The following is a 13,035-nucleotide window of genomic DNA, read 5'->3' on the forward strand; positions in this document are numbered from 1 at the left end:
GAATCATACTAACATAATATCCAAGTAACAATCAGTTAACATTTAAAAAGCACCTTTGCATAACAAATAACTATTGAACTAATCATGAAAAAAACAGTTAAAAGTATTTTATACATCTTGTTAGCAGCAGCATTTGTTGTTACATCTTGTAAAGACAAAAAAGATGATCCGGCTCCTTCAAATGGCGGAAATACAAATGTTGAAGTGATAGAAGGTGAAATTTCTTCCGATAAAACATTAGATGCATCAAAAAAATATCTGTTAAAAGGTAAAGTATATGTATTGTCTGGTCACAAAATTGTAATCCCTGCTGGTACAGTAATATTTGGCGATAAAACTACACAAGGCGCTTTAATCATTAACAGAGGCGCTAAAATCGAAGCAGTTGGAACAGCTTCAAATCCTATCGTATTCACGTCTAACGCACCTGCAGGTTACAGACAAAGAGGTGACTGGGCTGGTATTGTAATTTGTGGAAATGCACAAACTAACAAAGGTTCAAACAATCCGATTGAAGGTATTCAGGGCACAGGTGGTGTTAACGGTTACTATGGTCCGAATGGCGCTACTCCGGATAATACACAGAATTCAGGAACAATGAAATTTGTTCGTATTGAATATGCTGGTTTCCCTCTTTCTGATGACAATGAATTGAATTCATTAACATTTGGTTCTGTAGGAAGCGGAACAACAATTGAAAACATCATGGTTTCTTATGCAAATGATGATGCGTATGAATGGTTCGGTGGAACGATTAATCACAAATACCTTATTGCTTACAGCACAATTGATGATGACTTTGATACAGATGCCGGTTATTCAGGAAGTATCCAATACGGTTTAGTTGTAAGAGATAACAACATTGCGGATAAATCAACTTCAAGAGCATTTGAATCTTCTTCAAACGCTACAGGTGCTGATCCGGATTCTGAATGTAAATTTGCAAACTTTACAATTCTTGGTCCATGGATCTATGCAGATACTTCATCAACAGCTAACATTGCAGCAAGCTTTGGTAACGCTATTGAGATCAACACAAGCTCAAACATCAAAGTTTGGAACTCAATGATCTTAGGTTTCACAGTTCCTGTAAACATGAACGGTGGCGATAACTCTGAAGTTAAAAACAACATTTTATATGGCCGCGATTCATTAGTTGTTAAAACTGCCAATGCTAAAGGGACATTTGCTGACAACACAGTGATCACCAGCAGAATCTTAAAATCTATCTATGGTACCTCAGTATTCACAGGTAAAGATTCTAAGAAAAATAAATCTGAATCTTCAAGTGCATTGTATTTCAACAATCCAAATCCACTTCAGGCAGCAGGTTCTCCTTATGCTACAGGAGCTCCAAGCTTAGCTGCAAGCGGATTTACAGCTGAAAGTTATTATGGCGCATTTGGTACTACTGCTAATGCAGGTTGGGCATGGGGCCAGGCTTGGATTAACTTCGCACCAAATAACACAGCATACTAATTATTTACAAAAAAAGTTGGTAATTTTAATAGAGCCAGGATATACATATATCCTGGCTCTATCTTATTTATAAATAAAAATAAATTCTAAATGAAATCAGGTATACAATTCTTCATCATATTTATACTGACGCTAACATGGTCATGTAACTCTTCATTAAAAAAGCCAGAAGAGGTAATAGGAAAAGACGTTCAGGAACATTTGAATTTTTTATCTACATACATAATAAAAAAGCCAACAGAAATATCCGATACTGCATGGTTCTCAGACAGCTTGACAAAATATAAGGTTGGTCGCTTAACAGATTATGATGTTGCGTATGAATACGCTTCTATGTCTCAGGATACAGTACATTATATTGTTAGCCGCAAAGAACTCGGAAGGGATTTTGAAAATTACAGATTATTAGGTGGGCGTTACATATGGGGGAAGAAACCAGAATTTATTGAAGAAAAATTTATATCCATCAGATACAGTAAAGAAGACTTTCCAAAGGTGCTTCCAACACTGATTCCATATCTGTACACCGGCGACGTACTTTCTTTTCAAACAGCAAATAAAGATACTGTGATTCAATGGCCGGAGAAGGGTGTATTTTATGATAAACAAACACATAAATGGGAGCTGGGAGCTGAAAATGAATTCTATTTTTTAAAACAAATGAAAGATAGTCTCAAAGCAGCGGGCAAGTAGTTAACAATTCAGTAAAGATTCAATAATATACAGGTAGCCATTAGGTAACATTGGTAACGTACCTTTGAAGCTGAAAACAGAGCTATTCAATTTTTTAATCTTATGGGCGTCAGACGGACGCCCTTATTTTTTTTCTCTGTTTTCTGTAAAATGGCATCAAAATATCCGACCTGTGTTATTTAAAAATGCGGGCATGCTGGTTTATCTGGAAAAGAAATTGCGGCTGGCCTTATACACCTGGAATAATTTCTTTCTTCGTATCCGAAGTAAAAACCTATAGCTTTTAACAAAATTAGAAGGCATGTATTTTCTTAAATAAAAATGCCGTGTGCCATTTTTATTATGAAGTTTAATGTATTCAGGGTCGAATGAGTGGATACCGTACATGGCAATTCATAGCGGGAGTGATACTGCAAAATTCAACAAATAGTGTTGCTATATCGTTACCTCAATCCTAAGCTATTATTAATGTTGCAGGCAAGATGTGCACACCCTGACGATCTGTAGGGTTTAATGTTTTCTGTTCAGTATTATAAGGTTACAGATATTCTAAATGGAAAAAATAATAAATCTTATAAATGAAAACTTATACGCAGACGCTATTTCAGAAGTAAGTTTTTATATCGATGAAATAATATCAATCAGTATATTTTATATAAAACGATACTGAGTTGAAATAATTGGACATAAAAAAGGCGTAATCAATTTGATTACGCCTTTTTAAGAAGGTATACTGACAGCGTTAATTTATAACTGCGCATCAATTTTTTGTGCCAATACAGATTTAGGAACAACGCCAACTTGCTTGTCAACGATCTCACCTTTTTTCAATACCAGCAAAGTAGGAATTGAACGGATACCAAACTTAGCTGATACAACCGGATTCTCATCTACATTCAATTTTGCAATCACTGCTTTACCAGCATAATCACCAGCAAGTTCTTCAACTACTGGCCCAATCATTTTACAAGGTCCACACCATTCAGCCCAGAAATCTACTAATACTGGTTGATCTGTATTGATTATCTCTTCAAAGTTCGCGTCTGTTATTTCTACTGCTTTTCCCATAATTGAAAATGTGTTAACTGTATACTGTAAACTTAATCAAATTTTAATAAAAATGGTTCCTTAGGCACCTATTTTGTACGAGATGCCTTCCAGTTTGTTCAACTCGCTAAGAAATACGTTATTCGGGTCAACTCTGTAACTACGTGAGAATGTTTTTACTGTATGCTCGTTTGTATTTTTAGTCAGTGTTAAATAGAGCAAACAGCTGCCTTTATGCTCCGAAACGATCCTGTCAATTTCAACAACGGTAATAGCATTGATCTGGTCCAGATTAACACTTATATTAACGCTTTTACATAATTTAGCACGTACATCTGCCAATAGCTGCGTAGTGGTGATTTTAAAGTCTAATTCCCCTTCACGGCCCCATTTAGGCTTCAAACTGCCTTTCATAAACAGGAATTCGCCAATATTGATAAAATGCGCGTGTTTCAGATAATCTTCGCCAAATAAAGCCAGATCAAGCGAGCCGCTGTAATCTTCAATTGTAAAGAGTACAAATGGTTTTCCGTTTTTGCTCTGGCGTACATTTACTTTCGTAACAATACCCGCTACAGTAAGGTCTTTACCCTGCGGACTGCTCATGACATTCTCCAACGGACAATTACAGAAATTGTCGATCTCCAGTTTGAACTGATCCAGCGGATGACCGGAAATATAGAAACCAACAATCTCTTTTTCTTTTTTCAGTTTTTCAATATTTCCCCATTCCTCGCAAGGCGTGATTTTAGGCGGCGCAGGTTTCGCACTTGAACTATCGCCAAACAGCGACGATTGATTGCTGTCATCTTCCGTCTGAAAAGCATTTCCGTAACGGATCGCTTTTTCAAGGAATGTGATGGTTTCACGTTCCGCTACATTGAAATACTGTGCACGGTGCAGTTCGGTGAAATAATCCAGTGCGCCGGCAAGGGCAAGCGATTCAAATGTTTTTTTACTTACCGCACGGAGATTAACTCTGGAAACAAAATCAAAGAAATCCTTGAATGGTCCGTTTGCCTTGCGTTCATCAACAATCGCCTGCACCGGGCCTTCTCCCACACCTTTAATGGCGCCCATCCCGAAACGGATCTGCCCGTTGCTGTTAACAGAAAACTGGTAACTACTTTCATTTACATCCGGCCCAAGAACCGCCATGCCCATACGCTGGCACTCTTCCATAAAGAAAGAGATCTTATCAAAGTTGCTTAAGTTATGCGTCAACACAGACGCCATATATTCAGAAGGATAATTTGCTTTTAAATAACCCGTCTGATACGCTACAAACGCATAACAGGTAGAGTGCGATTTGTTAAACGCGTATTGAGCAAAGGCTTCCCAGTCGGTCCATACTTTTTCACATACTTTCGGATCAAGTCCTTTTGCTACCGCACCTTCAATAAATTTGCCTTTCATTTTATCCAGCGTGGCACGGTCTTTTTTACCCATTGCCTTACGCAGTACATCGGCATCCCCTTTTGTAAAGCCAGCCAGCTTCTGAGACAAAAGCATTACCTGTTCCTGGTAAACGGTAATGCCATACGTATCACCAAGGTATTCTTCCATTTCCGGCAAGTCGTACACAATCTCTTCTTTGCCCAGTTTACGCTGAATGAATTTAGGAATGTATTCGATCGGGCCCGGTCTGTATAGGGCGTTCATCGCAATCAAATCCTCAAACTTATCCGGTTTTAAATTGATGAGGTGTTTTTGCATCCCCGCCGATTCAAACTGGAACGTCGCGTTTGTTTCACCTTTCTGGTACAATTCAAATGTCTTCGCATCATCCAGCGGAATATAATCGATATCGATTTTTATACCGTGGTTTTCTTCAATCATTTTTAACGCATCACGAATGATGGTAAGGGTTTTCAAACCCAAAAAGTCCATCTTGATTACACCTGCATCTTCAATTACTTTGCCGTCAAACTGTGTAACCAACAACTCCGAATCCTTTGCGGTGAATACGGGGATAATATCATACAGGTCTTTTGGCGCAATGATGATACCTGCCGCGTGAATACCCGTGCCGCGTACAGAGCCTTCCAATATCAATGCCTCCTTCAATACGTCAGAAGCAAGTGTGCCTTCGTCATCCAGCATTTCACGAAGCTTCTTTACATTCTCTATATCTTCCGGCGTTAGTTCTTCTGTAAGCGTTTTGTCTTTTTCGTTCTTTTTATCCGACGCCTTCATCGGGCCTTTCATTACCCAGTTCAATTCAATGCCTGGTTTGTCGGGTACAAGTTTGGCCAGCGCATTTGATTCCTGTAACGGAAGATCCAGTACACGCGCCACATCCTTAATACTCATCTTCGCTGCCATTGTACCATAGGTTACAATCTGCGCTACTTGTTTTTTGCCATATTTCTCTACCACATAATCAATCACTTTCTGACGGCCTTCGTCGTCAAAGTCTGTATCAATATCGGGCATGCTCTTACGATCCGGATTCAGGAAACGCTCAAACAGGAGATTATATTTAATAGGGTCAATGTTGGTGATACCAATACAATATGCAACAGCAGAGCCGGCAGCTGAACCACGGCCAGGCCCGATTAACACACCGATCTCGCGGCCTTTGTTAATGAAATCCTGCACGATCAGAAAGTAGCCGGCAAAGCCCATCGTGCGGATGGTATGTAATTCAAAATCCAGTCGCTCTTTAATTTCTGGTGTTACATCAACGTATCGGTTGCGGGCACCTTCGTATGTTAAATGCTGTAAATAATTATCCTGGTCTAAAAATGTTGAAGGGATTTCATAATTAGGCAAAAGGATGTCTTGCTTCAGCTTCAGTATTTCTACTTTGTCAACAATCTGCATCGTATTGTCGATCGCTTCGGGAATGTCGCTGAATAGCGTTGACATTTCCTCTTTCGTTTTGAAATAAAACTGATCGTTCGCAAATGCAAAGCGACGACCCTTCATCATCGATTCATCATCCGAAAAATCTTTCATGGTCGGGGTGCTTTGCTTTTCACCGGTATTGATACATAAAAGAATGTCGTGCGCGTTCGAATCTTTCTGATCCACATAATGCGAATCGTTCGAAGCAATAATTGGTACCTGATACTTACGTGCAAGCTTGATCAGCACTTCGTTTACAATATTCTGTTCTTTGATATCGTGGCGCTGCAGCTCTACATAATAGTCTTCACCAAATAAATCCAGCCACCATTTGAAAGCCTTTTCACCAGCCTCTTCACCTTTAGCCAGAATTGTTCTCGGCACTTCAGCTCCCAGGCAACACGTAGTCGCAATCAAACCTTTGTGATACTGCAGTATAAGTTCTTTATCAATACGCGGGTACTTTCCATACTGACCTTCGATGTAGCCTAGAGAACAAAGCTTGATCAGATTTTTATATCCTTCCGGGTTTTTTGCTAATAGTAACTGGTGATAACGGACATCTTTATTGTCTTTCGTAAAGTTCTTCTTAAAACGATCCTCAACAAGATAGAATTCACAACCAACAATTGGCTTGATGTTATTTTTAACCGCTTCGGCAACAAATTGAAAAATGCCATGCATGTTTCCATGATCTGTAAGCGCAAGAGCTTTCATTTCATTTTTAACCGCTTTGCCAACCAGACCTTTTATGCTGGCAGCACCATCTAATAAAGAAAACTGTGAATGGACATGTAAATGTGCGAAATCAGGCATATTCGTATTTTGGGTAAGAACTCCAAGTTACCCAATAACAAAAAAGAGATATTCAAAAGTTTTCAACACGGCAATTATTTCGCAAAATAAGTTCATGCAAGTCGAATAATAGGCGCTGTTGCGCTTCATTGCCGTCCCTTTCAATGGATGGATTATTAAACCAATTTCGAATCTTCTGTAAGTTCAATCTGCAAAGTCTTAAAATAAAGCACATCAGAAATATTCAGATCAATTTCCTTTATATGAATACCATTCGTATAGGCAATAAAAACAGATGCAGGTTCATGAATTTGTTCCGCAGAAAATTCTGTTGCCGGCAAATCATTTATACGAAGAATTTTATCGCCTTTGCCCAGTAAATGAATATAAGGAGAATCAGGATCAACAGATTGAATTGTGAAGGATGTATCACAAAGAAATCCAAAATGACGTGCAAAGAAATTACTATGGGAAACTTCATCTACAGGCATTTGCAGATGAGCAAAAGCATCAAGTAGATCTTCTTTTAAATCGCCCAGCCCATAGATCCAGTGCGGGAATTTTTCAACGTATTGATTAGAAGTAATGGAATGAAAAAGCGCTGTAATGGAATCTTCAGTATAGCCATTGCCGTCAGTTTTATAAGAATTCCATAGTATCAGCATCATGTCACGCAGCGTTGAGACATTTGCTGTCGCCTTACGGATCGCTGTATCCATAAGGAATGCAACGATAGCACCTTTTACATAAATAGAAACTTTACGGTTGGGAATGCCTGCTTCGTAACCGTCAACCCATAGATCAAACGAACTGTCTGCTATGGAAAGATGATGATTACCGAAAGAATAAAAATGACGCTTCAGTAAAATATTAAATTCTTCCTGATACCATTTTTTAGAAAAAACGTTTGTAAGTGCAACATAAAAATCACCCAGATATGTCGTGATTCCTTCCGCTACAAAACCGGTATTAAAATATTGCGCTTCAAATAAATTATACGGAAGCATTTCGGAAGGCCTGATTTTACATATGTTCCAGGTATGATATAGTTCATGCGAACAGATACCGATCAATTCCGGATATAGTTTTTCTTTCACATCAGAAGCGGGTCCCAAACAGATTACGGTAGAATTTCGATGTTCGACACCATGGTAATGCTGGTATGGCACAATCAACAACTGAAAATGATACTCCTTTTCGGGGAACGTCCCAAAGTCGTTGATCTGAGCAACTGTAAACAGTTTAAAGTCATCAACCATAGTTGACGGGAAGTGAGACGCATCAACCGTTGAATGAATATAAAACGGAATATCCTGAACAGTATAAGATAACGTAGTCAATGTGGGCGAAGCCACAATAGGGAAGTCGCTTAAAGCCAGAAAGGAACCTGTTACATATAAATTACTGGATTCTTTAGGCATTCCTGTACCTATAATAAAGGAGGAAGGTAAATTTAGCTGAAGTATACAAGACAACGTTTCCTGTTCGTCAACAGCCATAAGGCAGGCAATCGGGTTTATATAGAATAAATCCGGGTCCGACCAGCAGCCACCGGCATCCAGTTGCCGGCAGTAATATAAATAGCTGAAAGTTATTGTCATTCCGGTTTCCGCCTGAACCTGCCAGGAGTTCCTGTCTGTCTTTGTAACGGGCAAAAAAGTGCCGTTTTGATTCTGAGCCCTACAATCCCGGATATTGGCTGCATAATTCTGCAACATATACCGGCCAGGTCTCCAGGAAGGTATTTTTAAGATCGGATTCTTTTTTATCGTTTCGAACGAAATTGTTACCTGAATAAAATTTGCAGGAAGATTAGTAGTATGTATTTGATATTCAATTGATTTTGTCGATTTTTGCATAAGAAAGAAAGAAGTCTGGCATACTTTTAACAAATATTAACAAGTTATTTTTAAAAACAATATTGTTAGTTCGAAAAACGATTGGTATATTTGCAACCCTATTTATATGAAAGAAACAGATTCTTGTCTTCAATAATAAGTAGGATAACGATTTATAATTATGAAAAGGACATTTCAGCCATCAAACCGTAAAAGAAAAAATAAGCACGGATTCCGTTCAAGAATGGAAACTGCTAACGGTAGAAGAGTTTTAGCTGCAAGAAGAGCTAAAGGTCGTAAAAGATTAACGGTATCAGACGAGATTCCTCGTAAAGGATAATTATTCTAAGCTTGTTACCGTTTTGGGTGAACAGTTAGATTAACATGCACCAAAACAATATACATACAAACGGTAACAAGCTTTTTTCTTTTCCTAAAAAGGAAAAGTTAACAAGTAAAACTACAATCGATCGCCTTTTCAAAGAAGGCGAATCCAGATTCAAATATCCTTTCCGGATATTATTTTTGTCTGCGGATACCTATACCGAATATTTCCCTCAAGTACTTATCTCTGTCAGCAAACGCAATTTCAAGCGTGCTGTTGATCGCAATCGAATTAAACGTTTAATTCGCGAAGCGTATCGCCTGCAAAAAAACGAATTGCTCGCATTGTTTCCTGTAAAACCTGCTTCACTGGCAATTCTTTATACAGCTAAAGAAGAAATTCAACTGGAGGAATTGAAAAAAAAGCTATATTTAATAATTAAAATGACGCAATCAGACAATAACTCATTGAAGTAATCGTACTGATTAAGCATTAAAAAACATTCATTACATTCTCATAAGATGAACATTAAGCGTTGGGGAGTTATTACAGCTGTTGCCATAGGATCAGTTGCTTTGTTGTCTGCATTTAAACAAACAGATAAGTATTTTGAAATTGCCAAAAACATGGAGCTTTTTTCTGCCGTGTATAAAGAGGTGAATTTATTATATGTTGACGAAGTTAATCCGTCACAAACGATGACAACAGGTATTGATGCAATGTTGGAGTCATTAGATCCGTATACAAATTATATCCCTGAAGATAAAATTGAAGATTTTCGGACACAAATGACGGGTCAATACGGTGGTATAGGTGCTGTTATTGGTGAGCGTAAAGACAAAATAATCATCCTGATGCCGTATGAAGGTTTCCCGGCACAAAAAGCAGGTCTTCAGATTGGTGATGAAATTCTTAGTGTAGATGGCATTGTGACGACAAGTAAAAATTCAGGTGATGTAAGTAAATTATTAAGAGGACAGGCAGACACACCGCTTAAAATTAAAGTAAAGCGTTTTAACACACCTGAACCGTTAGAGTTTACGCTGGTAAGACAGAAAATCAAAATCAGCAATGTGCCATACTTCGGTATGGTGAATACAAATACAGGTTATATCAAACTTTCTGACTTTACACAAGCCGCTTCTATTGAAGTGAAAAAAGCATTGACTGATTTGAAAGCTAAAGGAGCTACACAGATCATTTTTGATTTAAGAGGAAACCCAGGTGGTTTGCTGAACGAAGCCGTTAATATATCGAATATCTTTATTCCGAAAGATAAATTAGTAGTAAGTACAAAAGGGAAAGTTTCTGAATGGAATACAAAATATATAACAGAGCTTGTTCCAGACGATTTGAATATTCCAATTGCTGTATTAGTTAGCGGACGCAGTGCTTCAGCTTCTGAAATCGTTGCCGGAGTAATTCAGGATTATGACAGAGGGGTAATTATCGGTCAGCGTTCGTATGGAAAAGGCCTTGTGCAAACAACACGTGAACTGCCATATAATTCTCAGATCAAAGTTACAACCGCTAAATATTATACACCAAGCGGACGTTGTATTCAGGCAATTGATTACGCACACAGAGCTGCAGACGGTTCTGTATCTAAATTTGCAGATTCGCTGCATGTAGCGTTTAAAACTACAAATGGAAGAACGGTATATGATGGCGGCGGTGTAACTCCTGATATTACTGTCGTTCAGGATTCTATTTCTCCGATCCTGGTTGCATTGGTTTCCAAGAGTCTGTTGTTCGATTATGCAACCGAATACCGTTCAAAACACGAAAGCATTGGCGATGCCAGAACATTTAACCTGTCAGATAGAGATTATCAGGATTTTGTTACCTGGTTAAAAGACAAAGATTACTCCTATACAACTAAAGTTGAAAAGACATTAGATGAAATGACAAAGCAGTCCAAGCAGGAGAAATATTTTGATGCCATGAAAGATCAGCTGGATCAAATGAAAAAAGTTATCGCAAAAGATAAAGAGAATGATCTGATTAAATTTCAAAGCCAGATTATGGAATATTTAGAAGAAGAAATTGCTTCCAGATACTATCTGCAAAAAGGTATCATTGAATCATCTTTCGATAGCGACAAAGACATACAGTCAGCGCTTGAAGTATTAAATAATAAGACGAAATACAATTCGATCTTATCCGGAAAATAACCCCAAAGCAAAATGCTTTGTTTATATAAGAGCAGGGAAGTCATACGTTGATTTTCCTGCTCTTATTATTAACGCATAGTTTATGGCACATATATTAAGTATAGATACAAGCACATCCATTTGTTCTGTTGCTTTACATACAGACGGCAAATTGATTGCACACACCGAAACATTTTTAGACCGCTCTCACTCCAGAAATATTTCACATATGATAGACCATATATTGGCGATATGTGAAATAAGTATGAATGACTTAAGCGCATATGCTGTTTCAGCCGGGCCGGGCTCTTATACAGGAATGCGTATTGGCACATCAACGGCAAAAGGTTTTTGTTTCGCCCTGGACAAACCGCTTATTTCAGTTTCCTCTTTATATAGCCTTGCAGCCAAATTAGAACACAAACAACCTGGTATATATTATGTACCTATGATTGATGCCAGGCGTATGGAAGTATATACAACAATATATGATTCCGGATTGAATGAAATTGCGGAGGAACAAGCATTAATTCTTACCGAAGAATCTTTTCAGGAACAATTAATAGATAAAAAAGTGTTGTTTGGTGGTGATGGAAGCCGCAAGTTTCAGGAAATTTGCAGTCATTCGAATGCATTCTTTGCAAACGATGCATATCCATCAGCAGAATTTATGGGTAAAAAGGCTTTTGAAAAGTTTCAAAATCAAACATTCGAAGATATTGCCTACTTTGAACCCAATTATATCAAAGAATTTCACACAAACAGCAATGTGAAGTCATAAAAAGTATTACTAAAATGAGTACAGATACAATAATAAATAAGGTTCAACAAAGCGGATTGATCACAATTGATCTGGAAGATTATTTTGATTCCGGCGAAAAAGTGCTTTTTGATATAAAAAATTACTTGCATGAGGGTATTATTTTAAAAGAAAAGGACTTTAGGGCCTTCTTAAAAGAACATAATTGGGAGCAATATGCAGGGAAAAATGTAGCAATTACATGTTCCGTTGATGCAATTATCCCAACCTGGGCATATATGTTGGTTACAACAAAACTGCAACCCTATGCAAATTTGATCGTATTCGGGACATTAAAAGACCTCCATGCAAAAATATTTTCACAGGCAATTACTAAAATAAATGCAGCCGATTATACCCAGGCTAAGGTCGTAATTAAGGGTTGTGGTAAGCTGGAAGTGCCTGTTTCTGCGTATGTTGAACTGACGAATAAATTGCTTCCGGTAGTTTCAAGCATTATGTATGGAGAACCCTGCAGCACGGTTCCCGTATACAAGCAATTAAAATAATTCAAATTCTCATTTGGATGCTGAGATTAAAAAACCTATCTTTGCACTCCCAAATCGATAACAAGGCACTTTTTGGGAACGTTCATTAAAAGATTCGATTTAACTCTTCTAAATTTAGTACAAGAAAAGAATAAAAACTTTCTAAACTGATTTGGAGATTAAATTTAAAATGTTCACCTTTGCAACCCGATAAAGCAGCAGGCTTTAAAGGGGAAGGAGTTGAAGTATTGAAAAGGGATTCGAAATAAAAACTTTAAAATAATTTGTTAAAGGATTTGTTTTAAAAGAAAAAGGAATTACCTTTGCAACCCGTTAGAAAATGAACGGGGCTGATAAAAAGAGTGAGACGGAAGGTTTCGCTTGATAATGAAAAAAAAGAGGAGTTGAGCAGAGATGCAAAACGGACCTACAATCTGGAAGCGAGAGCGGAAAGGAAAGTTCTTTGAGGTATTGGATAAATAGAATAGTGGACTTTAAATTAAATAATTGGAGCCTAGGACAGACATCGTTGGAATGCATTCGTGCATGAAGACAAAACTATAAGTTG

At 37.8% G+C, this 13,035-nt stretch carries 10 protein-coding genes; 7 read left to right on the forward strand and 3 right to left on the reverse strand.

The annotated features are described in order from the left end of the window. Positions 1–84 precede the first annotated feature (84 nt). Together CHU_RS00455 and CHU_RS00460 are read left to right on the forward strand one after the other, a co-directional pair. Positions 85–1,479: a hypothetical protein gene (locus CHU_RS00455; RefSeq protein WP_011583500.1), complete on the forward strand. Its 1,395-nt coding sequence runs from the start codon at positions 85–87 to the stop codon at positions 1,477–1,479. A gap of 90 nt (positions 1,480–1,569) precedes the next feature. Beyond that, on the forward strand, positions 1,570–2,172 hold the full coding sequence (locus CHU_RS00460) for a hypothetical protein (protein WP_011583501.1): 603 nt from the start codon (positions 1,570–1,572) through the stop codon (positions 2,170–2,172). Positions 2,173–2,919: 747 nt separating this feature from the next. Here the strand turns inward: CHU_RS00460 and trxA are convergent. The 3 genes from trxA to CHU_RS00480 all read right to left on the reverse strand — a co-directional run bounded on the left by trxA (position 2,920) and on the right by CHU_RS00480 (position 8,723). After that, complete coding sequence (gene trxA / locus CHU_RS00470) at positions 2,920–3,240, reverse strand: thioredoxin (protein WP_011583503.1); 321 nt, start codon at positions 3,238–3,240, stop codon at positions 2,920–2,922. A gap of 60 nt (positions 3,241–3,300) precedes the next feature. After that, positions 3,301–6,885, reverse strand: coding sequence for a DNA polymerase III subunit alpha (gene dnaE, locus CHU_RS00475; protein ID WP_011583504.1), 3,585 nt, complete (start codon positions 6,883–6,885; stop codon positions 3,301–3,303). Positions 6,886–7,040: 155 nt separating this feature from the next. Next, a complete protein-coding gene (locus tag CHU_RS00480; protein WP_011583505.1) occupies positions 7,041–8,723 on the reverse strand; it encodes a protease in 1,683 nt (560 codons plus the stop codon). A 160-nt stretch (positions 8,724–8,883) separates the two neighbouring features. Here CHU_RS00480 and rpmH point away from each other — a divergent pair, with 160 nt between their 5' ends. The 5 genes from rpmH (at position 8,884) to CHU_RS00500 (ending at position 12,488) form a co-directional block, all read left to right on the forward strand. Next, complete coding sequence (gene rpmH, locus CHU_RS19070) at positions 8,884–9,042, forward strand: 50S ribosomal protein L34 (RefSeq protein ID WP_011583506.1); 159 nt, start codon at positions 8,884–8,886, stop codon at positions 9,040–9,042. Between the two features lie 44 nt (positions 9,043–9,086). Further along, positions 9,087–9,503: a ribonuclease P protein component gene (gene rnpA, locus CHU_RS00485; RefSeq protein WP_011583507.1), complete on the forward strand. Its 417-nt coding sequence runs from the start codon at positions 9,087–9,089 to the stop codon at positions 9,501–9,503. Positions 9,504–9,548: 45 nt separating this feature from the next. After that, positions 9,549–11,201, forward strand: a complete 1,653-nt coding sequence (locus CHU_RS00490) for a S41 family peptidase (RefSeq protein WP_011583508.1) — start codon at positions 9,549–9,551, stop codon at positions 11,199–11,201. 82 nt (positions 11,202–11,283) lie between these two features. Then, on the forward strand, positions 11,284–11,961 hold the full coding sequence (tsaB, locus tag CHU_RS00495) for a tRNA (adenosine(37)-N6)-threonylcarbamoyltransferase complex dimerization subunit type 1 TsaB (RefSeq protein WP_011583509.1): 678 nt from the start codon (positions 11,284–11,286) through the stop codon (positions 11,959–11,961). A 14-nt stretch (positions 11,962–11,975) separates the two neighbouring features. Beyond that, on the forward strand, positions 11,976–12,488 hold the full coding sequence (locus CHU_RS00500) for a DUF2480 family protein (RefSeq protein WP_011583510.1): 513 nt from the start codon (positions 11,976–11,978) through the stop codon (positions 12,486–12,488). Positions 12,489–13,035: the final 547 nt, after the last annotated feature.

The organism is Cytophaga hutchinsonii ATCC 33406, assembly GCF_000014145.1.
Classification (GTDB): Bacteria; Bacteroidota; Bacteroidia; order Cytophagales; family Cytophagaceae; genus Cytophaga; species Cytophaga hutchinsonii.